This is a genomic window from Streptomyces sp. HUAS MG56, assembly GCF_058673395.1.
In genome coordinates, this window is record NZ_CM178722.1 from 2,480,989 (window position 1) to 2,504,154 (window position 23,166).

General features: G+C 70.6%; 26 protein-coding genes, 1 tRNA gene and 1 pseudogene. 16 read left to right on the plus strand and 12 right to left on the minus strand.

The genetic code is table 11. The annotated features are described in order from the left end of the window. Positions 1-108: 108 nt before the first annotated feature. The 6 genes from AC4OXY_RS11880 to AC4OXY_RS11905 all read right to left on the minus strand — a co-directional run bounded on the left by AC4OXY_RS11880 (position 109) and on the right by AC4OXY_RS11905 (position 5,110). Positions 109-717, minus strand: coding sequence for a malonic semialdehyde reductase (locus tag AC4OXY_RS11880; RefSeq protein ID WP_351015112.1), 609 nt, complete (start codon positions 715-717; stop codon positions 109-111). Positions 718-802: 85 nt separating this feature from the next. Continuing rightward, entirely contained in the window at positions 803-2,116 is a 1,314-nt protein-coding gene (locus AC4OXY_RS11885) for an NtaA/DmoA family FMN-dependent monooxygenase (RefSeq protein WP_356037242.1), read from the minus strand. Continuing rightward, complete coding sequence (locus AC4OXY_RS11890) at positions 2,106-2,945, minus strand: creatininase family protein (protein WP_356037244.1); 840 nt, start codon at positions 2,943-2,945, stop codon at positions 2,106-2,108. The genes AC4OXY_RS11885 and AC4OXY_RS11890 overlap by 11 nt, the downstream gene beginning before the upstream one ends. Continuing rightward, on the minus strand, positions 2,942-3,805 hold the full coding sequence (locus tag AC4OXY_RS11895) for a beta/alpha barrel domain-containing protein (RefSeq protein WP_491993890.1): 864 nt from the start codon (positions 3,803-3,805) through the stop codon (positions 2,942-2,944). The genes AC4OXY_RS11890 and AC4OXY_RS11895 overlap by 4 nt, the downstream gene beginning before the upstream one ends. Before the next feature lie 28 nt (positions 3,806-3,833). Beyond that, positions 3,834-4,379 carry a hypothetical protein gene (locus tag AC4OXY_RS11900; protein ID WP_351015123.1) on the minus strand — a complete coding sequence of 182 codons (546 nt, stop codon included), beginning with the start codon at positions 4,377-4,379 and terminating at the stop codon, positions 3,834-3,836. Positions 4,380-4,384: 5 nt separating this feature from the next. Continuing rightward, positions 4,385-5,110, minus strand: coding sequence for a flavin reductase family protein (locus AC4OXY_RS11905; RefSeq protein WP_491993891.1), 726 nt, complete (start codon positions 5,108-5,110; stop codon positions 4,385-4,387). Between the two features lie 456 nt (positions 5,111-5,566). Here AC4OXY_RS11905 and pyrG point away from each other — a divergent pair, with 456 nt between their 5' ends. Then, positions 5,567-7,255, plus strand: coding sequence for a CTP synthase (gene pyrG / locus AC4OXY_RS11910; protein WP_491993892.1), 1,689 nt, complete (start codon positions 5,567-5,569; stop codon positions 7,253-7,255). On the opposite strand, the pseudogene AC4OXY_RS11915 reads toward pyrG, so the two are convergent. After that, a pseudogene (locus tag AC4OXY_RS11915) lies at positions 7,256-7,396 on the minus strand (IS5/IS1182 family transposase); the annotation flags it as partial. A gap of 105 nt (positions 7,397-7,501) precedes the next feature. Here AC4OXY_RS11915 and AC4OXY_RS11920 point away from each other — a divergent pair. Next, positions 7,502-7,609: a hypothetical protein gene (locus AC4OXY_RS11920; protein WP_491993893.1), complete on the plus strand. Its 108-nt coding sequence runs from the start codon at positions 7,502-7,504 to the stop codon at positions 7,607-7,609. 44 nt (positions 7,610-7,653) lie between these two features. Here the strand turns inward: AC4OXY_RS11920 and AC4OXY_RS11925 are convergent, their stop codons facing one another. After that, positions 7,654-7,791, minus strand: a complete 138-nt coding sequence (locus AC4OXY_RS11925; protein ID WP_491993894.1) for a hypothetical protein — start codon at positions 7,789-7,791, stop codon at positions 7,654-7,656. A gap of 103 nt (positions 7,792-7,894) precedes the next feature. On the opposite strand from AC4OXY_RS11925, the gene AC4OXY_RS11930 reads away from it, so the two are divergent. From AC4OXY_RS11930 to AC4OXY_RS11945, 4 genes are all read left to right on the plus strand, one after another. Then, positions 7,895-7,968: transfer RNA gene (locus tag AC4OXY_RS11930), tRNA-Met, on the plus strand. A gap of 446 nt (positions 7,969-8,414) precedes the next feature. After that, positions 8,415-9,050: an ATP-dependent Clp protease proteolytic subunit gene (locus AC4OXY_RS11935; protein WP_376288360.1), complete on the plus strand. Its 636-nt coding sequence runs from the start codon at positions 8,415-8,417 to the stop codon at positions 9,048-9,050. A 7-nt stretch (positions 9,051-9,057) separates the two neighbouring features. Continuing rightward, complete coding sequence (locus tag AC4OXY_RS11940) at positions 9,058-9,363, plus strand: hypothetical protein (protein WP_356030122.1); 306 nt, start codon at positions 9,058-9,060, stop codon at positions 9,361-9,363. A gap of 579 nt (positions 9,364-9,942) precedes the next feature. Then, a complete protein-coding gene (locus AC4OXY_RS11945) occupies positions 9,943-10,416 on the plus strand; it encodes a C40 family peptidase (protein ID WP_356030121.1) in 474 nt (157 codons plus the stop codon). A 163-nt stretch (positions 10,417-10,579) separates the two neighbouring features. On the opposite strand, the gene AC4OXY_RS11950 is transcribed toward AC4OXY_RS11945, so the two are convergent. Next, positions 10,580-11,011, minus strand: coding sequence for an ATP-binding protein (locus AC4OXY_RS11950; protein WP_356030119.1), 432 nt, complete (start codon positions 11,009-11,011; stop codon positions 10,580-10,582). 211 nt (positions 11,012-11,222) lie between these two features. Here AC4OXY_RS11950 and AC4OXY_RS11955 point away from each other — a divergent pair, with 211 nt between their 5' ends. Both AC4OXY_RS11955 and AC4OXY_RS11960 read left to right on the plus strand, forming a co-directional pair. Continuing rightward, entirely contained in the window at positions 11,223-12,083 is an 861-nt protein-coding gene (locus AC4OXY_RS11955; protein ID WP_491993895.1) for a helix-turn-helix domain-containing protein, read from the plus strand. Between the two features lie 15 nt (positions 12,084-12,098). Next, the gene (locus AC4OXY_RS11960; protein WP_356030116.1) at positions 12,099-12,320 is read left to right on the plus strand and encodes a DUF397 domain-containing protein; all 222 of its coding nucleotides are present in this window, start codon (positions 12,099-12,101) and stop codon (positions 12,318-12,320) included. 80 nt (positions 12,321-12,400) lie between these two features. Here the strand turns inward: AC4OXY_RS11960 and AC4OXY_RS11965 are convergent, their stop codons facing one another. Next, complete coding sequence (locus tag AC4OXY_RS11965) at positions 12,401-13,528, minus strand: 8-amino-7-oxononanoate synthase (protein ID WP_362821336.1); 1,128 nt, start codon at positions 13,526-13,528, stop codon at positions 12,401-12,403. Positions 13,529-13,675: 147 nt separating this feature from the next. Between AC4OXY_RS11965 and bioB the strand changes: the two genes are divergently transcribed. From bioB to AC4OXY_RS11985, 4 genes are all read left to right on the plus strand, one after another. Next, positions 13,676-14,884 (plus strand): biotin synthase BioB, encoded by a 1,209-nt coding sequence (bioB, locus tag AC4OXY_RS11970; protein ID WP_491993896.1) that lies wholly within the window; start codon positions 13,676-13,678, stop codon positions 14,882-14,884. Continuing rightward, positions 14,877-16,157 carry an adenosylmethionine--8-amino-7-oxononanoate transaminase gene (locus AC4OXY_RS11975; protein ID WP_491993897.1) on the plus strand — a complete coding sequence of 427 codons (1,281 nt, stop codon included), beginning with the start codon at positions 14,877-14,879 and terminating at the stop codon, positions 16,155-16,157. The genes bioB and AC4OXY_RS11975 overlap by 8 nt, the downstream gene beginning before the upstream one ends. A gap of 1 nt (position 16,158) precedes the next feature. Continuing rightward, entirely contained in the window at positions 16,159-16,875 is a 717-nt protein-coding gene (gene bioD, locus AC4OXY_RS11980) for a dethiobiotin synthase (protein ID WP_356030111.1), read from the plus strand. A 69-nt stretch (positions 16,876-16,944) separates the two neighbouring features. Further along, positions 16,945-17,637 carry a class I SAM-dependent methyltransferase gene (locus AC4OXY_RS11985; protein WP_356030110.1) on the plus strand — a complete coding sequence of 231 codons (693 nt, stop codon included), beginning with the start codon at positions 16,945-16,947 and terminating at the stop codon, positions 17,635-17,637. Between the two features lie 24 nt (positions 17,638-17,661). Here the strand turns inward: AC4OXY_RS11985 and AC4OXY_RS11990 are convergent, their stop codons facing one another. After that, positions 17,662-18,036, minus strand: coding sequence for a fic family toxin-antitoxin system, toxin component (locus AC4OXY_RS11990; RefSeq protein ID WP_356030108.1), 375 nt, complete (start codon positions 18,034-18,036; stop codon positions 17,662-17,664). Positions 18,037-18,040: 4 nt separating this feature from the next. Beyond that, the gene (locus tag AC4OXY_RS11995; RefSeq protein WP_071374364.1) at positions 18,041-18,286 is read right to left on the minus strand and encodes a toxin-antitoxin system, antitoxin component; all 246 of its coding nucleotides are present in this window, start codon (positions 18,284-18,286) and stop codon (positions 18,041-18,043) included. Between the two features lie 139 nt (positions 18,287-18,425). Here AC4OXY_RS11995 and AC4OXY_RS12000 point away from each other — a divergent pair, with 139 nt between their 5' ends. From AC4OXY_RS12000 to AC4OXY_RS12015, 4 genes are all read left to right on the plus strand, one after another. Beyond that, positions 18,426-19,220 carry an ABC transporter ATP-binding protein gene (locus AC4OXY_RS12000; protein WP_491993898.1) on the plus strand — a complete coding sequence of 265 codons (795 nt, stop codon included), beginning with the start codon at positions 18,426-18,428 and terminating at the stop codon, positions 19,218-19,220. Then, entirely contained in the window at positions 19,214-21,781 is a 2,568-nt protein-coding gene (locus AC4OXY_RS12005; RefSeq protein ID WP_491993899.1) for an ABC transporter permease, read from the plus strand. Before AC4OXY_RS12000 ends, AC4OXY_RS12005 begins: the two co-directional genes overlap by 7 nt. A gap of 283 nt (positions 21,782-22,064) precedes the next feature. Continuing rightward, positions 22,065-22,484 carry a hypothetical protein gene (locus AC4OXY_RS12010; protein WP_356030104.1) on the plus strand — a complete coding sequence of 140 codons (420 nt, stop codon included), beginning with the start codon at positions 22,065-22,067 and terminating at the stop codon, positions 22,482-22,484. A 121-nt stretch (positions 22,485-22,605) separates the two neighbouring features. Further along, complete coding sequence (locus tag AC4OXY_RS12015; RefSeq protein ID WP_356030102.1) at positions 22,606-23,040, plus strand: GNAT family N-acetyltransferase; 435 nt, start codon at positions 22,606-22,608, stop codon at positions 23,038-23,040. The last annotated feature ends 126 nt before the right edge of the window (positions 23,041-23,166 follow it).

The window sequence follows — 23,166 nt, forward strand, 5'->3', positions numbered from 1 at the left end:
CTCGGGCCGCGGGCTGGCGGACGCCGGTGGGACCGACGGGGCGGAGCGCGGCACGATGGCCGTCGGCGAGCCCCGTCGCTGAGCCGTGGAGCGGCCCGGCCCGGGCCGTCACACCGTGGTGAACACCTGCCCGTATGCGAGGCGGGGCCCGCGCGGGCGCGGGGTGGACGGCGCGGGCCGGCCGATGTTCACCACGATCAGTACCTCGTGCTTCCCGGGCGTGAGGAACTCCTGGGCGATGCCCTTGGCGTCGAAGCCTGACATCGGACCGGCTGCCAGCCCTGCCGCGCGGATTCCGATGATGAAGTAGGCAGCCTGGAGGGCGCCGTTGAGCAGGGCCGAGGCTTCGCGCACCGGACGCTCGGCGTAGTAGCGGCTCGCGGCCTGCGGATAAGCGGGGAAGAGTGTGGGCAGCTCAGTGTGGAAGTCCTGGTCGACGGCGAGGACGGCGGTCAGCGGTGCCCGTGCGGTCTTCTCGCGGTTGCCCCGGGCCATGTGGCCGACCAGCCGTAGCCGGCTCGCGCGCGAGCGGACGAGGACGATGCGCAGGGGCTGCTGGTTGAAGGCGGTCGGGCCGTACTTGACCAGGTCGTAAATGGCCTCGACGGTGGCGTCGGACACCGGATCGCCGGTGAACGCCTCGACCGAGCGGGCCTGCCGGAAGAGCAGGTCCTGGGCCGCCTCGTCCAGTCGCAGAGCGGGATCGGATACATGCATCGGGTCTGCCTCGTCAGTGGTGGTCGCATGGCTGCCCGTCCCGGACGGGCAGCCGGTCCTACGGTGCTGCGGCGCGGCCCCCCGGTCAGAACTCCGTCAGGTTCTCCCGCAGGGTCCGGCCCGGCGTGTAGGCCGTCCGGGTCAGGCCGCGGCGCTGGAGGGCCGGTACGAGGCCGTCGGCGACCTCGGCGATGTAGCGGCGGTTCAGCCGGAGCAGGGGTGTCGTGATCATGAACCCGTCGCCGCCGACCTCCTCCATCACCTCTCCCATGCGCTCGGCGACCCGGTCCGGAGTGCCGACCAGGTCGACCGAGGACACCAGGCCGCCGGCGCCGTCGATAACCAGTTCCCGCAGGGTCTTTCCGCTGCCCCACTGCTGGAGCTTGTCGAGCGATCCCTGCTCCCCATTGGTCTCCAGCCGGTACGGGAGGGGCTCGTCGAGGTCGAACTGCGCGAAGTCGATCTCGGTGAGCGCGGACGTCTGGGCGAGAATGTCCTGGATGAATTCGGGCGAGGACACCATCCGGGTCTGCTTGTCGCGCGCGTCCTGCTCGGTCTCGCCCAGTACCGGGGTGACGCAGAACAGGACCTTGAGCTCGTCCGGGTCACGGCCGAAGTCACTGGCGTGGCGGCGGACGTCCTCCCTGAACTGCCGCATGCTCTCGACACCGTTGGCGATGGCGATGATCGAGTCGGCGTTGCGGGCGGCGAAGACGCGTCCGCGCGGGGAGGCGCCGGCCTGGACGAACGCGGGCCGGTGCTGGGGCGAGGGAACCGTGTTCAGCGGACCGCGCACGCTGAAATACTTGCCCTTGAAGTGGATCGGACGGACCTTCGTGTGATCGGCGTACACCCCCTTGTCCCGGTCCAGGACGACGGCGTCCCGGTCCCAGGAGGCGAACAGCTGCTTGACCACGTCGACGTACTCGTCCGCCATCTCGTAGCGCACCTCGCGCGGCGGCAGTTCGTCCAGACCGAAGTTCCGGGCGGCGAGGTTCTCGGCGCTGGTGACGATGTTCCAGCCGAATCGGCCTCCCAGCATGCTGTCCATGGTCGAGGCGAGGCGCGCGGTCATGAACGGCGGGTAGGCCAGCGTGGACAGGGTGGCGACGATGCCCAGGTGCTCGGTGGCCAGACCCATGGCCACGGCCAGCGGCACAGGATCGTGCTTGGGGACGACCATCGCCTGTTTGAGCGCCGCCTCCGAGGAGCCGCCGTAGCTCTCCGGGACCATGAGCTTGTCCTCGACGATGACGTAGTCGAAGCAGGCGCGTTCCAGTGCTTGGGCGACCTCGGTGTGGAACTTCCCGTCCCACGGCGACCCGCCGGTGCCGAACGGCCCCTGCCAGTCGTCCGGGGTGAAGTTGAAGATGAAAGCGAGATGGAACTTACGCGTCACGTGTCTTCCCTCCGCTCTCGCTGGCCGTCGCACGCCGGTCCTGCCTGCTGCGCGCGAAGAGCAGCCCGTTCCCTTCCTGCACCATCCCGACCGCTTCTGCGGTCACGTGGCGGAAGAGTTTCTCTCCCAGCGCGGCGCTGGACCCCGAGGTCGGTGACAGAATGCCCTGGTTCGTCGTTCGCTCCACGTCGATGGGATGCAAGTACACGCCGCTGCGCGGCGGGTGGTCGTGATCCGGCCGTCCGGCGCCCACCAGCTCGGGGCGCAGGTGCAGCATCAGACTGGTCTCCGTGAGCCCCGCGTGCTCGGCGTGCCAGCCCGGAAAGGCCGGGAACTCCGCGGTCAGCCAGGACTCCTGGACGAGGCTCCACCAGCTGAAGGCGAAGACCTCCTTGTCCTCGGCCAACCCCTGCTGTCGGACCTGGTCCAGAGCCTCGAAGATGAACGGTTCGTTCTCGTAGTGCCCGTTGACCACGATCAGCCGCAGGAACGACAGCCGGAGCAGGGATTCGAGGGTTTCCCGGAGGAACCTGATGAGGGTGTCGCCGTTCACGTACAGGGTTCCGGGGAAGGACAGACCGCCGCCGCTCTGCGGCAGCGACCGGGCCGCGATCGACTGTACGGGGAGGGTGATGCCGCCCAGTTCCGCGGCGATCTGCCGGGCGAACTCCTCGGCGAGCACGGAGTCCACACAAAGGGGGAGATGCGGTCCGTGCTGCTCCGTCGCTCCGATCGGCCAGACCACGGTACGGGCCGAGGCCAGGGTGTCGGGGACACGCGGGCTGGCGAGGTCGGCGAAGGCCCGGCCGGTCGTCCCGGGGCGGCTCATGTGGCCGCCTCCAGCGACCCGGGCAGGAGGGCCGAGGTCTCGGTGACGATGCGGTCCAGGGTCGCGTACATGTCGGTGTGCAGGGCGGTGTAGACCTGGGCGGCGTTGGCGCCAACCCTCAGGTAGTCGGCGACGTCACGCCCCGAGGAAATGCCTCCGCAGCCCAGGACGGGCAGGTCGAAGCCGTGCCGACGGAGTCTCCAGACGGCGGCAAGGACGAGCGGTTTGATGCCGGGGCCCGAGTAGCCGAAGACACCGCCCAGTTCGAGCTCCCCGGTGTCCGCGACCACCGCAGCTCCCGAGATGGTGTCGCTGATCGTGACTGCGGCGGCCCCACCGGCCAGCGCGGCGCGCACCCGGCTCTCCAGCCCTTCACCGATGGCGAGCTTCACCGAGAGAGGCAGCGAGGTGCGCCTGCGGGTCTCGGAGGTGTAGGCGAACACTCGCTCCGGGGTGTCCTCTTCGAGACCTGCCTCCTCGTTCAGGCAGGAGATGCCGAGTTCGAGCGCTCGGCAGCCGGTCCGCTCCACCTGCGCGGCGAGGTCGCCGAGTTCGGCGGGGGTGTCGGCGTGCAACGAAGCGATGACCGGAAGGTCGTCGGCGGCGAAGGACCGGAGCACCTTCAGCCAGTGCTCGACAGGCCGCTTCGAGTATGTGGTGCTGTTCAGCATGCCCACAGGCAGCCGTACGATCCGTTCGTCCAGCCCGGTCGGCGGACTGGGGTGAATGGTCTTGGTGACGACGGCTCCCGCGCCGGTCGCCAACAGCTTGCGGATATTGCGTTCCTGGTCCGTCAAGAGCCCCGATCCCACGAGCACGGGGTTTCTCAGGCGCATGCCCAGGATGTCGACGCCGGTCACGCGATCCTCCCCGGGGCTGGTGCCGCGCTCACGCGACAACGCCGGCCTTGATGGCTTCCTGCTGCTGTTCGGTGGCGGACAGGATGGCATCGGTCAACAGGTCCGGCTTCTTGATGAATTCGTCGAAGTCGAGGGTGCGGACGGCCCCCACGCGGTGCAGTCCTTTGAGCAGATGGCTCGCCGACTCGGTGAAAGGCAGTTTGGTGACCAGGACGACAGGGCGCCCCATCGCCGTGGCCCAGCCGAGTTCCACATGGGTCCCATCGGTCCGGCGCAGGGTGAGGTCGGGCAGCAGCGGCAGAATGGGGACGAAGACATCACATTTTTTCATCCAGCGGAAATCGCGCACAGACACCTGGTCCGGCGTGAAGATGTCCGTCTTTGCACCGAACCGCTCGACGAGGTGTGCGGAAAATATGTTTCCGCCATGGGCCCTGACGGTCTCGATGGCCGTCGAAATGGCGTCTTCTAGATGACCGACGAACCCATCCGGGAGAATAGCGTGCTGAATCGGTCCACCGACGAACACATCGAGTCCACTGAGGAGTCCGGGGCGGGCACTCACGGTTTTCACTGCATTTACTCCTTGGGGCCTTCGTGGAAAACGGTGCCTGGTTCTGGGCCGGCAGGTGCGAGGGCGGGGGAACGGGGCGGGACGTGGCCGGGGGCGTCGTCGTCCGCGATGCGCGTGTAGCGGCCGCGGTGGTACACCAGCGGACGCTTTCCGGTGGCCGCGGCGAGTCCGCAGACGTCGGCCCGGACGACGGTGTGATCGCCGCCGGGGTACTCCGCGTGCACTTGGCAGTCGAGCCAGGCCGCAGCCCCGCAGAGGATCGGCGAGCCGTTCGGCGAGTTCGCCCACCGCACGCCGGCGAACTTGTCGCCGCCCGACCGGGAGAAGGCCCGGCTGAGACCGGCCTGGTCCTCCGCGAGGATGTTGACGCAGAACATGCCGGCGGACCTGATCAACGGCCAGGTCGTCGATGACCGACTGGGGCAGAGGATCACCTGGGGCGGCTGGAGGGACAGGGAGGAGAATGCCTGGCACGTAAAACCGACGGGTCCGCTTCCGCTAGTCGAAGTGATGACAGTCATGCCCGAACAAAAATTCCCGAGAACGTCGCGAAAGGATTCCTGAGTGACCTCTTCGAGGAGCATTGCGGACGGGATAAATTCAGGCAATTCCTCTCCTTGCCAGCCTCTTGCTCGCGAAGTATGCCCGATGGCGCTGCGGCCGGGTGTGTGACCTTTGTAAACCTCGCTCACTGACGCATCTGAATCACGTAACGAGCCTCGCACCGGCATCCCGGGTCGTCAATTGTGTCTTTGAGATTGGCTGATTCGGCGCCAAAGGATTTGAGTAAACTCCATGAAGTCCTGACCGAACGGGCATCGTGCGTGCCCGTGTCCCGGTGTGTAAGCGCCCGGATGGATGTCCGGAGCGAAATAACGGGAGGCGCCCAGGGCGGAGGGCGGGTCACGGCCGGTGTGCCGGGGCGAGAGGTGAAGGGTATTCGGCTATCGCTCCCTCCGGAGCCGGCCACCTCGCAAGGCGGCGAAAGGGCGTACGCCTTGTCGGCACCGTCGAAGTGGGGCACGGTAGGCAGCGGCGCCCCCTCCCCGGCGCATTCCCGGGGCACGAGCCGGCCGGTGCGGACTTCCGCACGTGTGCCGAGGGGCGTCGCAGCGCTTCCGGCACCGACGATCTGCGCTGGCGCACGGCGTGTCCTGCGCCCATCAGCGCCCAGAGGAGTACTCGCCATGTCGCCCAAGCACTCCACAATCAAAAGGATCTTCGTCACCGGGGGTGTCGCCTCTTCCCTCGGCAAGGGTCTGACTGCCTCCAGCCTGGGTGCACTCCTCAAGGCGCGGGGCCTGCGGGTCACGATGCAGAAGCTCGACCCGTACCTGAACGTCGATCCGGGCACGATGAACCCGTTCCAGCACGGCGAGGTGTTCGTCACCAACGACGGCGCCGAGACCGACCTGGACATCGGCCACTACGAGCGCTTCCTCGACGTGGACCTCGACGGGTCCGCCAATGTGACGACCGGCCAGGTCTACTCGCAGGTCATCGCCAAGGAGCGGCGCGGCGAGTACCTCGGTGACACCGTCCAGGTCATCCCGCACATCACCAACGAGATCAAGCACCGCATTCGCCGGATGGCGACCGGCGACGTCGACGTCGTCATCACCGAGGTCGGCGGCACGGTCGGCGACATCGAGTCGCTGCCGTTCCTGGAGACCGTCCGCCAGGTCCGCCACGAGGTCGGCCGCGACAACGTCTTCGTCGTGCACATCTCGCTGCTGCCCTACATCGGCCCCTCGGGTGAGCTGAAGACCAAGCCGACCCAGCACTCGGTCGCCGCCCTGCGCAACATCGGTATCCAGCCCGACGCGATCGTGCTGCGCGCCGACCGCGAGGTGCCGCTGTCCATCAAGCGCAAGATCTCGCTGATGTGCGACGTGGACGAGGCCGCCGTGGTCGCCGCCATCGACGCCAAGTCGATCTACGACATCCCCAAGGTGCTCCACACCGAGGGCCTGGACGCCTATGTCGTCCGCAAGCTGGACCTGCCGTTCCGCGATGTGGACTGGACGCAGTGGGACGACCTGCTCGACCGGGTCCACAACCCGCTGCACGAGGTGACCGTCGCGCTGGTCGGCAAGTACATCGACCTGCCCGACGCCTACCTCTCGATCACCGAGGCCATGCGGGCCGGCGGCTTCGCCAACAAGGCCCGCGTCAAGGTCAAGTGGGTCACCTCCGACGACTGCAAGACCCCGGCCGGCGCCAAGAAGCACCTCGGCGACGTGGACGCGATCCTGGTGCCCGGCGGCTTCGGCGACCGCGGCGTCAACGGCAAGATCGGCGCGATCCAGTACGCCCGCGAGAACAAGGTGCCGCTGCTCGGCATCTGCCTGGGCCTGCAGTGCATCGTCATCGAGGCGGCCCGCAACCTGGCCGGCATCCCGGACGCCAACTCCACCGAGTTCGACGCCGCCACCGTCCACCCCGTCATCTCGACGATGGAGGAGCAGCTGGCCTGCGTCGAGGGCGCCGGTGACCTGGGCGGCACGATGCGGCTGGGTATGTATCCGGCGAAGCTCGCCGAGGGCTCGATCGTCCGCGAGGTCTACGACGGCCAGCCCTACGTCGAGGAGCGCCACCGCCACCGCTACGAGGTGAACAACACCTACCGCGCGGAGCTGGAGAAGAAGGCGGGCATCGTCTTCTCGGGCACTTCCCCGGACAACAAGCTGGTCGAGTATGTCGAGTACCCGCGCGAGGTGCACCCCTACCTGGTCGCCACCCAGGCGCACCCGGAGTTGCGCTCGCGCCCGACCCGCCCCCACCCGCTCTTCGCGGGCCTGGTCAAGGCCGCGGTCGCGTACCGGAACTTGGTGTCGGGGCCGGCCTTCGGCCAGTCCCCTAGGGGTGAGGTGTGATCAATGGGCGGTTCTCGTGAGGTCCTTGAGCCAGATCATCGAGACGCGCAGGTGGAGGCCGGCGAGGTAGCTGTCCGGGGTCTTGTCGTACCTGGTGGCGATGCCTCACCAGGCCTTGAGCTTGTTGATCAGGCGCTCAAGGAACAACTGGCGGCTACGGCACCGAGTCTCTCCGACCCGGCACGTCCCATTAGGCGTCTATTCCAGCTTTCTGCGCCACGTGGGGTGGCGACTCGGCGCTATGGAATGGACGCCCGCGGCACCCTCGTCAAAGTCGGCCGCCGTGGCTTTGTCAGAGGTCCGGGGGACCTCTTCCTGGACGTGGCGCTCGATCTGTCGGCCAACCGGCCGTGAAGCGCATTCCGTGCTCACCCGCCGCCGACGATGGCCATCGGTCTTCAGCCTGCCGTCAGTTCCGTCAGCGGCAGGGTGTGCTGGGTCTGGAGGACCTTCGCGCGCAGGTAGCGGCCGTTGTGGGCGGTGGTGAAGACGCCGGTCGGCACCCGGTCCCGGACGACGACGCCCAGCGACCTCACCGGCTGGGCGTGGACGCGGTGGCGCAAAGGGGGGGCGCCGGCGAGCTGGAACGACAACCGATTCGGCTGGACCAGGACTCTGCCGTAGAGTTCGGCGTGCCGTCGCGGGGTGGAGCAGCTCGGTAGCTCGCTGGGCTCATAACCCAGAGGTCGCAGGTTCAAATCCTGTCCCCGCTACTTGATGTGAGGGGCCGGTGGATTCGTCCACCGGCCCCTCACTGCGTACGCAGTCGCCTCGGATCCACCCCTGCGATCGGACGGACCGCTCCTGTCGGACTGTGCGTGTCAGACCGTCGGGCAGCCGGCCGCCTTGAGGCCGTTGTTGAGCCCGGTCATCGAGCAGGGGCAAGGCATCGCCACCCGTCACGAGAAGACCGCAACCATCCACCCGGCCGAACTTCACATTGCAGGCATTTCACCCCGGTCCGCTCGGCGATCCAAACGAAGGTTCGGAGAGAAATTTGTGAGATGCCCGCCCTCGGCGAACAGTAAAAACAGCCTCTGACCTGGGACTTTCAGTGGATCACTAGAATCTGATCCCATTCTAACGTCACGTACATCCTGTACATTTTTTACAGACGTCGAGCCGCACCGGCGGCCACGCCACACGAAGGGGTACGACCATGTCCCGCGCATTCGCTCGTCACGTCCTGCCGGAGTTCACGGAGCGCACCAGCAGCGGCGCACGCACGCTCGATCCCTACGGCAAGCTCTTCGAGGACCGGATCGTCTTCCTCGGCACCCCGCTCGACGACATCGCGGCCAACGACGTGATGGCGCAGCTGATGTACCTCGAACACGCGGCCCCCGAGCGGGACATCACGCTGTACATCAACTCCCCCGGCGGCACCTTCCAGGCGATGACCGCGATCTACGACACGCTGACCTACGTGAGCTGCGACGTGGCCACGTACTGCCTGGGCCAGGCCGCCTCCTACCCCGCGCTGCTGCTCGCGGCCGGCACCCCGGGCAAGCGGTTCGCGCTGCCCGGGGCGCGCATGGTGCTGGAACAGCCCCAGCTGGCCGAACCGGCGCAGGGGCAGCCGAGCGACCTCCTCATCCAGGCCGAGGAGTTGACGCGGATGCGGGCGTTGACGGAGGAGATGCTGGTGCGGCACACCGGGCGCACGGCGGAGCAGGTGCACGCCGACCTGGAACGGCAGACGGTCCTGGACGCCCCGGCGGCTCTCGCCTACGGTCTGGTGGACGGCATCGTGCCCGGCCGGCGCGGCACGCCCGGCGCACCGGACGCGAGGTGAGCCGCGGATGCTTCCCGAGCTTCCGCCGCTGCCCGCACTCACGCGGGCCGAGGGCGAACTGATCGACCGGTACCTGGAGGCGGCCGACCTGCTGGGCAGGGTCAACCCGGCGGCCGGCGGGGACACCTACCGAGGTCTGCGTGCGGCCCAGGCACTGGTACGCAAGGCCGCAGAGCTGCGTGACGCCCTCGCGTTGATGCACCGGCGGGGCGAGACGGAGCTGCACGGGGACACGCTGGCACGGGCGTTGCGGGTGCTGGACGGTGAACGCCGTACTGCGCGCGTCACGCTCCCGCCGGACGGCGTCGGCTGATCCGGACGCCCCGACGATCCGGCGGGATCGACATGTCGACACGATTGGTTCGAACGGGGTGTCAAACGGCCCGAACGACGTACCGCCGACCGGTGTATATCCAGATCGTTTTCCGGGGCCCGCGGCCCGCGCACGGCGCGGTCCGTCGGATCCTGCACGCTGACGTCTTCCCAGGTCCGAGGCTACGTACGGGTTTTGACGAGGCCTCGAACGCCGCGCTGTCCACCCGAACGGGTGAGTGGTGAGTAACGCCACAAATCCCCGGTTCCGTTGGGATTTTCTGACTGCAGTACGTCAAGATCCCTGACTGACGACAAGCCCCCGCCACAACGGCGGGGCGATCCGGGCGGACGCCGAGTCCTGCCGCCGCCCGGGTGACCGGTCGACAGGAGTGGATCGGCAGGAGTGGAGGACCCAGGCAAGACGGGTCGCCGGAGCGGACGTCGTCTGTGCATGACAGGCGGACGACCGAAGGCTCCGAGCAGCCCTTGGGGTGAAGCCGCGGCAACGCGGCCGGGCACCTTCGCCAGCCCGAATCCGACAGGTCATCCTTCACAGGCGGCTGACGAAGGGTTGCGCATGACTGCGCTCAATCGTGTCCCGTCGCTCATGGCCCGGGCCGGTACGGCCTCGGCCCTCACCCTCGCCGCCGTGGGCGGCTCGATCGTGGTCCCGGGGCTCTCCACCGACGCCTCGGCAGCTACCCTCGCGACGAAAGCCCTCCAGGTCGCGGCCTCCAAGAGGGGCGCCCCGTACCAGTACGGGGCCACCGGGCCGCGCCGGTTCGACTGCTCGGGGCTGACCCTCTACTCGTTCAAGAAGGCGGGCAAGACCCTGCCGCGTACCGCCGCCGCGCAGTACAACACGTCACACCACATCTCGGCCGACAGCCGCAGGGCCGGTGACCTGGTGTTCTTCCACTACGGCTCGAACGTCTACCACGTCGGCATCTACGCGGGCCACAACAAGATCTGGCACGCGCCGAAGACCGGGGACGTCGTACGGCTCCAGAAGATCTGGACCAGGAGCGTCTGGTACGGCCGGATCAGCTGATCCGGCGTCAGGCTGTGAGCGGCTCCGGCAGCAGGGCCGCTCACAGCACCGTAGCGCCACCCCGGTGCCCGCCTGGAGCCCACGGGCGGACCGGGGAGGCGGGACGACCGCACCGCGCGATCTCGGTGGCCCAGTACAGCCCACCGTCGGCACTGACGTCCCTTCAGGATGCCGTCGGCACCGCCCACGGCAGTTCGATGGACACCGTCTTGCCGCCCTCCCGCGTGGGGCGGATGCGGAGTTTGCCGCCGCACTCGGCGGTGAGCCAGCGGATGATGACCATGCCGCGGCCGTTGTCCTGCTGCACGGCGGCGGGCAGTCTCTTCGGGAAGCGGGGATGACTGTCCGTGACGCCGATGTGCAGTTGTTCGTCACGGTCCAGTGCGATGTCGACCGTGAAGGTGGGTGACTGGCCGAAGGTGTGCTGTACCGCGTTGGTGGCGAGTTCGGAGACGATGAGCCGGACGGTGTCGGCCGCTTCGGTGTCGGACGGCAGGCCCCACTCCGCGAGAGTGCCGACGACGTAGGAGCGGGCGGCGGAGACCGAGGCGGGAGCGCTCGGCAGAGTGACGGATGCTTCCAGGTGGTCTGCCATGGCGTCGTCGTCCCTTTCCCGCGGGATCGCACCGACAAGGAGCGGTTGGTTCGAGTACGGTCCCGGACTGGTGCTTCTTCGTCAGACTGCCATCACCGAAGCGGTCACGGGGAGGGATCCACCAAGATATGCATATATCTGTCGCCCGAAGCGGTGAACTCTACGACGGAATACCGTATTTGGGCGGCCCGGAAGGAGTAAGGAGGAGCCCATGCAGAACGGGCCGGCGGTACGGCGCCGCAAACTGGGCGCCGAACTGCGCATGCTGCGTACCGGCGCTGGGCTCACGAGCGGTGACGCGGCCCGGCTGGTCGGGTGGCACCAGTCGAAGGTGAGCCGGATCGAGACCGGTGCCAGTGGGGTGAAACCAGCCGATGTGCGCTCACTGCTCGACGCCTACGAGGTGCGGGACGGGCATCTGCGCGAGTTGCTGCTGATGCTGGCGGGATCCGACGGGTCGGGCGACCGGCACCGCTGGTGGCACGCCTACCGCGGGGTGCTGCCGCCGACGTACCGGGATTTCATCAGTCTGGAATCGCAGGCGAGCGCGATGCGGACCCTGGAGACCACGGTGGTCCCGGGCCTGCTCCAGACGCCCGAGTACGCCCGTGCGGTGACCCGGGCGGCGGTGCCCGACCTGGACGAGGAGCGGCTGGACACGCTGGTGGAGGTGCGGCTGGCCCGGCAGGACGTGCTGCGCTCCGACCCTCCGCTGGAGCTGAGCGCGGTGCTGGACGAGGCGGTGCTGCGGCGCGAGGTCGGCGGCCCCGATGTGATGGCCCGCCAGCTGGAGCGGCTCACGGAGGCCGCCCGGCTGCCCCAAGTGCGGCTGCAGGTACTGCCGTTCGCCGCCGGAGCCCATGTGGGCCTCACCGGACCTTTCGTTATCTTCTCATTTCCGAGCACTTCTGATCTGGACGTGGTTGTTCTCGACCAATTGACGAGTAGCCTCTACCTCGAACGGAAAGAAGACCTCAAGGCTTACTCGGAGGCCTTCGACACCCTTCGGATCCACGCCCTTTCCCCCGAGGACTCGTTGGATTACATCGCCGGGATAGGTGACGGCGCGTAAGGAGGCACGCCCCCCATGTCAGCACCGCCTCGGAACGTCCCTGCCAGTACCGACCTGCACGACGTGCGCTGGCTGCGCAGCAGCTACAGCACGGGAGCCAACAACTGTGTGGAGACGGCTCGGCTGCGCTCCGGCCCGTGGGCCGGAGCGCTCGCCGTGCGCGACTCGAAGAGTCCGGCCGGGCCCGCGCTGCTCTTCTCCGCCGGCAGCTGGGCCGGGTTCCTCTCCACTCTCTGATCAGAGCCGATCACACGTAGTCAGTCAGGTAATCAGCCAGGCAGTCCGTCACGCGTGAAGCACGGCCGTGTCACGCCGACTCATGGTCGCGTTTCGTCGATCACCCGTACAGCGCGTTCGATCTCCGCCCCGGACAGGTCCGCCCGGGCGGTCAGCCGCAGCCGCGAGATGCCGTCGGGCACGGAAGGAGGACGGAAGCAGCCCACGGCCAGTCCCGCCGTACGGCAGTCGGCCGCCCAGCGCACCGCCTGCTCCGGGGACGGAGCCCGCACGGAGACCACCGCGGCGTCCGGACGCACCGCGTCCAGACCCGCGGCGGTGAGCCGTGCGTGCAACTCCGCGGCCACGTCACGGGCCCGCGCCGCCCGCTCCGGCTCGCGCACGAGCAGCCGCAGGGCCGCCAGCGCCGCACCGGCCGCCGCCGGGGCCAGCCCCGTGTCGAAGATGAACGTCCGGGCCGCGTTGACCAGATGGTCGATCACCCGCGCCGGTCCCAGCACCACCCCGCCCTGACTGCCCAGCGACTTGGACAGGGTGGCCGTGACCACCACGTCCGCCGCGCCCGCGAGCCCCGCCGCGTACGGCGCGCCCCGGCCGCCGTCGCCCAGCACCCCGAGCCCGTGCGCGTCGTCCACGACCAGTCCGGCGCCGTACTCGCGGCAGGCCGCGGCCAGCTCGGCCAGCGGCGCCGCGTCGCCGTCCACGGAGAACACCGAGTCGGAGACGACGATCGCCTCCCCCTCGTGCGTACTCAGCGCCTTGCGCACCGCCTCCGGGTCGGCGTGCCCGACGACCTGCCGGGCGCCCCGGGCGAGCCGGCAGCCGTCGATGAGCGAGGCGTGGTTGCCCGCGTCGGAGACGATCAGCGAGCCGTGCGGGCCGAGTGCCGTGACCGCGGCCAGGTTCGCGGCGTACCCGGAGGAGAAGACCAGGGCCGCCTCGAAGCCGCAGAAGGCGGCCAGCTCGCGCTCCAGCTCGGTGTGCAGTTCGGTGGTGCCGGTGACCAGCCGGGAGCCGGTGGAGCCGCCGCCCCAGGTCCGGGCCGCCCCGGCCGCGCCCTCGACGACCTCGGGGTGGTGGGCGAGGCCCAGGTAGTCGTTGCTCGCCAGGTCCAGCAGGGGTGAGTCGGCGGGGCGCGGGCGCAGGGTGCGGACGAGTCCGGCGCGGCGGCGCGCCTCGGCCTGGTCGTCGATCCAGCCGAACGCCATGGGTCCTCCGGGGCTTTTGTAGGTAGCGGACAGACCCTAGCGGCACGGCCGACCGCCCAGGGTGTGGCAATACCCACACGGTGAACCGTCTCCGTTGTGCAAACTCTCCTTGGCCCGGGGCGGTCCCGTAAGACAGGATCGGACCTCATGGACCTGCTGAACACGCTGGTGGACAAGGGGCTTCGGCGCGAGCTGCCGACCCGCGAAGAAGCGCTGGCCGTGCTGGCCACCTCCGACGACGACCTGCTCGATGTGGTGGCCGCGGCCGGGAAGGTGCGCCGGCACTGGTTCGGGCGCCGGGTGAAACTCAACTATCTGGTGAACCTCAAGTCGGGCCTGTGCCCGGAGGACTGCTCCTACTGCTCCCAGCGGCTCGGCTCGGACACCGGCATCCTGAAGTACACCTGGCTGAAGCCCGACGAGGCGTCCCGGGCCGCGGCGGCCGGGCTGGCCGGCGGTGCCAAGCGGGTCTGTCTGGTGGCGTCGGGCCGCGGTCCGACCGACCGTGACGTGGACCGGGTGGCCGGCACGATCAAGGCGATCAAGGACCAGAACGAGGGCGTCGAGGTGTGCGCCTGCCTCGGGCTGCTCTCCGACGGCCAGGCCGAGCGGCTGCGCGAGGCGGGCGCGGACGCCTACAACCACAACCTCAACACGTCCGAGGGCACGTACGCGGACATCACCACCACCCACACCTACGCCGACCGGGTGGACACGGTGAACAAGGCGCACGCGGCCGGTCTGTCCGCCTGCTCCGGGCTGATCGCGGGTATGGGCGAGAGTGACGAGGACCTCGTCGACGTGGTCTTCTCGCTGCGCGCGCTGGACCCGGACTCGGTCCCGGTCAACTTCCTGATCCCGGTCGAGGGCACCCCGCTGGCCAAGGAGTGGAACCTCACCCCGCAGCGCTGCCTCCGGATCCTCGCGATGGTGCGCTTCGTGTGCCCGGACGTCGAGGTGCGCATCGCGGGCGGCCGTGAGGTCCACCTGCGCACGATGCAGCCCCTCGCGCTGAACCTCGCCAACTCCATCTTCCTCGGCGACTACCTGACCACCGAGGGCCAGGCCGGCAAGGCCGACCTGGAGATGATCGCGGACGCCGGGTTCGAGGTGGAGGGCGCCGGCGAGGTGACGCTGCCGGAGCACCGGGGGGCGGGCACGGCGGCGGGCGGCTGCGGCTCGCACGCGAGCGCCGGGTGCGGGTCGCACGAGGGCGCCGAGGGTGCCGGGTGCGGATCCCACGCCGGTGGCGGTGTCTGCGGCACGGCGGAGGTGCCGGTCGCGAACGAGGCGCGCACGGACCTCGTCGCCGTACGCCGCCGAGGGGCCGGAACGGACCTCGCGCCCAATGCCTGAGCTGGGTGTGCCCGAGCTGCTGGAGCTGGACCGGCGGCACGTGTGGCATCCGTACGGACCGATGCCGGGGCGTGTCCGACCGCTCGTCGTGGAGTCGGCGAGCGGGGTCCGGCTGCGGCTCGCGGACGGCGCGGGCGAGCTGGTGGACGGCATGTCGTCCTGGTGGTCGGCGATCCACGGCTATGCCCACCCGGTGCTCGACGAGGCGGCGCGGCGACAGCTCGGCCGGATGAGCCATGTGATGTTCGGCGGGCTCACGCACGAGCCCGCCGTGCGTCTCGCGAAGCTCCTTGTCGACATGTCGCCGGACGGTCTGGAGCACGTCTTCCTGGCCGACTCCGGCTCGGTGTCGGTCGAGGTCGCCGTGAAGATGTGCCTCCAGTACTGGCGTTCGCTCGGCCGCCCCGGCAAGCAGCGCCTGCTGACCTGGCGCGGCGGCTATCACGGTGACACCTGGAACCCGATGTCGGTGTGCGACCCCGAGGGCGGGATGCACCAGCTGTGGTCCGGGGTGCTGCCGCGCCAGGTGTTCGCGGACGCGCCGCCCACGGAGTACGAGGAGTCGTACGCGGACCGTCTGCGGGAGCTGGTCGCCCGCCACGCGGACGAGCTGGCCGCGGTGATCGTGGAGCCTGTGGTGCAGGGCGCGGGCGGGATGCGCTTCCACTCCCCCGCCTATCTGCGGGTGCTGCGCGAGGCGTGCGACGCGCACGGCGTGCTGCTGGTGTTCGACGAGATCGCCACCGGATTCGGCCGGACCGGCGCGCTGTTCGCGGCGGACCACGCGGCCGTCACCCCGGATGTGATGTGCGTGGGCAAGGCGCTGACCGGCGGCTATCTCACGATGGCGGCGACGCTGTGCACCGCGCGGGTCGCCGACGGCATCTCGCGGGGCGAGGTGCCGGTGCTCGCGCACGGCCCCACGTTCATGGGCAACCCGCTCGCGGCGGCCGTGGCCTGCGCCTCTGTCGAACTGCTGCTGGGCCAGGACTGGCTGTCCGAGGTCAAGCGGATCGAGACGGGCCTGCGGGACGGGCTGGCACCGGCCGCGGAACTGCCGGGTGTGAAGGACGTCCGGGTGCTGGGCGCCATCGGGGTGGTCCAGCTCGATCACGAGGTGGACATGCGGGCCGCCACGGACGCCGCGGTGCGGGAGGGCGTGTGGCTGCGCCCGTTCCGCGACCTGGTCTACACGATGCCGCCGTACGTCACCTCGGACGAGGACGTGGCACGGATCGCGCGCGCGGTGCGTGCCGCGGCGCGGGAGGGTTGAGATGCCGGTACTGGTGATCACGGGGACGGGCACGGAGGTCGGCAAGACCGTCACCACCGCCGCCGTCGCCGCCGCGGCGCTCGCGGCGGGGCGCTCGGTGGCCGTACTGAAGGCCGCGCAGACGGGCGTACGGCCGGACGAGCGAGGGGACGCCGACGAGGTCGCGCGGCTCGCGGGTCCGCTCACGGCGGCCGAAACGGCCCGCTTCCCCGAGCCGTTGGCGCCGGGTACGGCGGCCCGGCGGGCCGGGATGGCGCCGGTGCACCCGCAGGAGGTGGCCGACCGGGCGGCCAAGCTGGCCGCCGAGCACGATCTGGTGCTGGTCGAGGGCGCGGGCGGGCTGCTCGTCCGGTTCGACGCGGCCGGCGGCACGCTGGCGGACGTGGCCGGGCTGCTGGACGCGCCGGTGCTGGTCGTGGCCTCGCCCGGGCTCGGCACGCTGAACACCACGGAGCTGACGGCCCGCGAACTACGGCGCCGGGAGCTGGAGTTGGCGGGCGTGGTGATCGGCAGCTGGCCCGACTCCCCCGACCTGGCCGCCCGCTGCAACGTGACCGACCTGTCGGCGGTGGCGGAGGCGCCGCTGCTCGGCGCGATCCCCTGCGGGGCCGGGGCGTTGTCGCCGGGCGACTTCCGTGGGGCGGCGCCGGGGTGGCTCGCGCCACCGCTGGACGGGACGTGGGACGCGGAGGCGTTCCGGGTGCGGGTGGCGCCGTAGGGGTACGGCGCGGGTGCCTTCCAGGATCCCGGGGGACAATCACCCTGAGAACGTCCTCCGGGAGGTGCCATGCGACTGATGTCGGCCGGTTCTGCCAAGGTCGCGCCGAGCCCTGTCCACCATCCGCTGTTCGCCCGGTTCTACGCCCGCTGCAGCGTCGACGCGGAGAGGCGGCTCGGTCTCGCCGCCGTGCGGGAGCGGCTGCTCGCCGGGCTGTCCGGGCGGGTGATCGAGGTCGGCGCGGGCAACGGGCTGAACTTCGCCCGCTATCCGGCCGCCGTGGCCGAGGTCGTCGCCGTCGAGCCCGAGCCGCTGCTGCGCCGGTTGGCGCTGGATGCCGCGCAGCGTGCCCAGGTGCCGGTCGACGTGGTGCCGGGCGCGGCGGAGGCGCTGCCCGTCAAGAGCGAGGCGTACGACGCGGCGGTGCTGTCGCTGGTGCTGTGCAGCGTGCGGGACGTGGCGCGGGCGCTCGCCGAGGTACGGCGGGTGCTCCGGCCCGGCGGTGAGGTGCGCTTCTTCGAGCACGGCCGCGGCGGCGGCCGGATGATGACGCTGACCCAGCAGGCCCTGGACCGCACCGTGTGGCCCGTGCTGTTCGGCGGCTGTCACGTCGCCCGCGAGCCGGTCGAGGCGCTGCGCGAGGCGGGATTCGAACTCGGCCCGTACCGGCGGCTGTTGCTGCCGGAGCAGGGCCCGAAGCTGCCGACCTCGTACGGCGTGCTGGGCGTCGGCTGGCGCCCGAGGGAGCCGGGGTCCCGCTGACCGCCCCGAGCCGGACGGCCCGCGTCAGATGCTCCAGCGGCGCAGCTCCCCTGCGATGGCGTCCACGTCGGCCGCGCCGTCCTTTACCAGCCGGGCCAGGTCGCGCACCTGCTCGGCGGAGGTGACGACCTTGACGCCGCTGGCGACCAGGTAGGCGTAGGCGACCGCCGAGGCGAACAGCGCGTTGGAGCGCTCCAGCGCCGGCACGTGGATCAGCAGCTGGAGGAGGGCGGCGGCGCGGGCATGCGGGTCGTCGTAGACGGGCACGCCGAATATCTCGGCACGGTGCCGGGCGACGGCGGCGATCAGCGCGCCCCAGTCGGTGACCTGCGGGTCCCCGGGTGTGCGCTGTTCGGCGAGCATGAGCAGCCAGGCGAGGTCGATGCTGAGCTCGTTCAAGGGATCAGCGGCCGTCCCCGGTGCCGCCACCGCTGCCCCGGGTCTCGGTGAACTCCTCGGCGAACACGGTCTCGTACTGCTTCATGAAGTCGGCGGCGGCGTCCACGAACGTGCGGCCGGCCTCGCCGGTGTCCTGTCTGACCAGCTCTTCTATGTAGCGGTTGACGCTGATGCCACGGGCCAGGGCGCGTTCGCGGGCCGCGCGGGCGGTGCCTTCGTCCACGCGCACGTTCAGCTGGGTCTTCGCCATGCTTCGACGCTAGCGCCGAGGTGCTAGCAACCGCAAGGGCGCACGGAATCGCCGTGCCGTGCCTGTCTGTCCCCCGTGCGCGCCGTCCCTTACGCTCGCCCGGGACAGGCGTACGCGTACCGGCGACCGGGAGGCGGTCTTGTCCACACCTGACGCAGTGGCTGCGCAGCACGGGCCGGGGCGCGCCCCGGACGGCGGGTTCGCGGCCCGCGCCCGCGCCCTGACCAAGGCCTACGGCTCCGGCGAGACGGCCGTGGTCGCCCTGGACGCAGTGGACGTGGACATCGCGCGCGGCCGGTTCACCGCCGTGATGGGGCCCTCGGGCTCCGGCAAGTCCACGCTCATGCACTGCCTGGCGGGGCTCGACACCGTGACGGCGGGCGAGGTGTGGCTCGGTGACACCGAGATCACCGGGCTGAGGGACCGTGAGCTGACCCGGCTGCGGCGGGACCGGATCGGGTTCATGTTCCAGTCGTTCAACCTCGTTCCGACGCTCACGGCCGCCGAGAACATCACGCTGCCGATGGCCATCGCGGGCCGCAGACCCGACGAACGATGGCTGGACGAGGTGATCGACAGGCTCGGCCTGCGGGACCGGCTGGCCCACCGGCCCGCGCAGCTGTCCGGCGGTCAGCAGCAGAGAGTGGCGTGCGCGCGGGCGCTGCTCTCCCGGCCGGAGCTGATCTTCGCCGACGAGCCGACCGGCAACCTGGACTCGCGGGCCGGCCTGGAGGTGCTGGGCTTCCTGCGCGGGGCGGTGGACGATCTCGGGCAGACGGTCGTCATGGTCACCCACGACCCCGGCGCCGCCGCCCATGCCGACCTGGTGCTCTTCCTCGCCGACGGCCGCATCGTGGACGAGACGGCCCGGCCGACGGCGGACGCCGTACTGGAACGCATGCGTGTCCTTTCCGGAGGGAACCCCCGGTGCTGAAGGCGACCCTGAGGAGCTTCCTCGCGCACAAGGGACGGCTCGCGCTGTCCGCGCTGGCGGTGATCCTGTCCGTGGCGTTCGTCGCGGGCAGCCTGATCTTCTCCGACACCGTCACCCGTACCTTCGACCGGCTCTTCGCCTCCACCGCCGCCGATGTGAGCGTGCAGCCGAAGCAGGACCTGAAGTCCCCGGTGCCGGGCGCGGCGGTGCAGACCCTGCCCGCGGCGCTGCGGGACCGGGTGGCCCGGGTCCCCGGGGTCGCGGCCGCCCGCGCGGACGTCAAGGTGCAGAACATCGTGGTGGTCGACCACCACGACAGGTCCGTCGGGCCGACCACCGGCGCCCCCACCATCGCCACCGCCTGGTACGCCGGTCACCGCAGCCCGGTGGTGCTGACCTCCGGCCGCGCGCCGCACGGTGCGGGCGAGGCGCTGCTGGACGCGGACACCGCGGACAGGAAGCGCGTACGGATCGGCGACCCGCTGACGGTGCAGGCGCAGCCGGGCACGTTCCGCGTCCGGGTCGTCGGGATCGCCACGTTCACCACGACCAACCCGGGCGCGGCCCTGGTCTTCCTGGACCCGGCGGTGGCGGGCCGGGAGCTGCTCGGCTCCCAGGCGCTCGCGACCAGCGTCTCGGCGGACGCGGCGAAGGGCGTGTCGGACGCCTCCCTCAGGCTGCGGGTCGGCCGGGCGGTCGGCACCGGCGCCTACGACGTGAAGACGGCCGGCGAGCAGGCCGAGTCGGCGGCGGCCGCTCTCGGCCCCTTCCTGGACGTGATCAAGTACGTGATGCTCGGCTTCGCGGGTGTCGCGCTGCTCGTCGGCGTCTTCCTGATCGTCAACACCTTCTCCATGCTGATCGCCCAACGCACGCGTGAGCTGGGCCTGTTGCGGGCGCTCGGCGCGGACCGGCGGCAGGTGCGGCGCTCGGTGCTCACCGAGGCGCTGCTGCTCGGACTGGCCGGCTCGACGCTCGGCCTCGGCGCCGGGATCGGGCTGGCGCTGGGGCTGATCCGGCTGATGAGCCTGTTCGGGATGAACCTCAAGGCCACGGAGATGGTCATCGGCTGGCCGACGCCCGTCGCGGCGTACGTCGTCGGGCTCGGCGTCACCTTCGTGGCGGCCTATCTGCCCGCCCGGCGCGCGGCGGCGGTCTCGCCGATGGCCGCGCTGGTGGACGCCGAGGTCGCCGGCGTGGGCAGGCCGCTGACGGCGCGGGCCGTCGCCGGGGCGGCGCTCGGTGCGGCAGGTGCGGCGGCGCTGGCGGGGTGCGCGGCGGCCACGAGGACCGCGCAGGCGGCCGTGCTGCTGGGTGTCGGAGTCGTCCTGACCCTGATCGCGACCGTGGTCGCCGGACCGCTGCTGGTTCGGCCCGTGATCCGGGTGCTGGGCGCCGCCTTCCCGGCGCTGTTCGGCCCGGTCGGCCGGATGAGCCAGCGCAACGCCCTGCGCAATCCCCGCCGTACCGGCGCCACCGCCGCGGCCCTCATGGTGGGCCTGGCGCTGGTCGGCGGGATGTCGGTGGCCAGCGCCTCGATGTCGGCGTCGTTCGACCGGCAGATCGACAAGAACCTCGGCGCCGACTTCATCGTCCAGAACGCCGGCTTCACCCCGTTCACCCGGCAGGTACGGGACACGGTGGCCGCCACGCGCGGCGTCGGGCTCGTCGTGGCGCAGCGGCTCACCCAGGTCGCCGTACGACTGCCGGACGGCCGCCGGGTCCAGACCTCCGCCGTCGGGTACGGCCCGGGGCTCGACGACGTCGTGCACCTCACGTACGCGCAGGGCGGCACGGCCGCCGCGCTGGCGGACGGGCACCTGGCCATGGACGCCGGCTTCGCCAGGGACCACGGGCTGCGGATCGGCGGCACGCTCCCGGTCGAGTTCCCCGGCCGGCGGCACACGACGCTGACCGTCGGCGCGCTCACCCACCAGGACACGGCACAGGGCTTCGGCGCCCAGGGCGGCCTGTACTTCGGCCTCGCCACCTTCGCGAGGTACGTGCCGAGCGGCCAGGACTCGGTGCTGTACGTCAACGCGGCCGCCGGTACGAGACCGCAGGACCTGCGCCCTGGGCTGGAGCGGGCGCTGAAGCCGTTTCCGCAGGTCCAGGTGCGCGACCAGGACGACTACAAGCAACTGGTCCACGACCAGATCGCCGTGCTGCTCTACCTCGTGTACGCGCTGCTCGCCCTGGCGATCGTCATCGCCGTGCTCGGTGTGGTCAACACGCTCGCCCTGTCGGTGGTGGAACGGACGAGGGAGATCGGGCTGCTGCGCGCGATCGGGCTGGGACGCCGGCAGCTGCGCCGGATGATCCGGCTGGAGTCGGTGGTGATCGCGGTCTTCGGAGCGGTCCTCGGGCTGGCGCTGGGGCTGGTGTGGGGCGTGTGCATGCAGCGGGTACTGGCCCTGCGCGGGCTGCGGGAACTGGCGGTCCCCTGGACCACGATCGTCGCGGTCGTCATCGGCGCGGCGGTGGTGGGCGTGGTGGCGGCGCTGCTGCCGGCCCTGCGGGCGTCCCGGATGAACGTGCTGGCGGCGATCGCCCACGAGTGAGGATCCGGCGGGCGCAGCCGAGCGTGGAGTGAGGACCCGCCGGAGAGCATCCGCCGTGCCGGGTCGCGCCCGACGCACCCGGGATCGCCTGCTCAGCAGCGACGCGCGTCGAGCGCCTCGTCGTTGGCCGTGGTGGCGGCCGCGGAGCGCCTGTACGGCGGTGCGGAGAACGCGCCGGATGCCCGTGGGGTGGCTGCTCGATGAGGAGTTCGCGTTCGGCGAGCCCTAGGGGACGACCGGCGAGTTCCTCGGCGAACTCGCGGATGCCGTAGCCCACCAAGGCATGTGCAGCGACACCACGGCCCAGGCCGTCCCCTTCCTCACAGAGCTGATCTGTGACGACGGCGTCGCCCCCGGCAGCCGCTTGGTTCTGCTCTGCGACCTGTTGCGGCTCGGTGCCTCGGGGCTCGCGGCAGCGGTCTCCGTGGCCGACCGCGTCACAGCACTCGGGGGCGTCTGGGAGGAGTCCGCGGCTGAGTACCTGACACGGCGGGCCATCGTCAGCGAGCTGCCGAGGCTGCTGTCCCGCTGGGAGGACGAGAGCGATGCCGTCCGATTCGCTCTCCCGGCTCCGGCAGGCAGTTCCCGCGCCGACGTCGTGTCGCTCAAAGCCGCACGCCCGAACGTGCATCCGGAGAATCTGGGACGGGCCGTCCTTCCGGTTCTCGTCGTCGAAGACGTGGGGCCCGAGGCACAGGCATAGGGAGAGGCAAGCGAGGGGCATGGGGAGACGAAGCCGCCGGGGGCGGTGCGCGGCCCGCGTTGTCCGCCCCCGGCACGGAAACCGTTCGCCAGACAGACCGGTGCTCTGCTTGGCTCCCCCCATGAGCGATCTCCACATCCGCTGCGCCACCCCCTCGGACATCGACACCGTGCTGCGGTTCTGGCGCGACGCCGCGGAGGGAACGAGCATCAGCGACGACCACGACGGAGTGGCCCGACTCATCGCACGAGACCCCGAAGCCCTGCTCCTCGCCGAGCGCGACGGCCTCCTCGCCGGCACGGTCATAGCGGGCTTCGACGGATGGCGATGCTCCGCCTACCGACTGGCCGTACACCCCGACCACCGCCGGCAGGGCATCGCCACCGCCCTGCTGGAAGCCGCGGAACAACGCTTCGCCGCCCTGGGCGGGCGACGGGTCGACGCCATGGTGCTGGAGGCCAACGAACGGGCGCACCACACGTGGGCCGCGGGCGGCTACCATCGCGAGGACCACTGGCGGCGCTGGGTGAAGCCGCTGTCCGAGCCCGCGAACTGACCCCGAAGACCAACTTTGCCCATCCTTTACCATTGAGGGAGCACTCGACCCCTCGATGAAAGGTTGTGAGCGTCCGCCCATGGGCGAGCCTCCCAGTCCGCGACACCGCGCGTTCCGCCCCGCCCT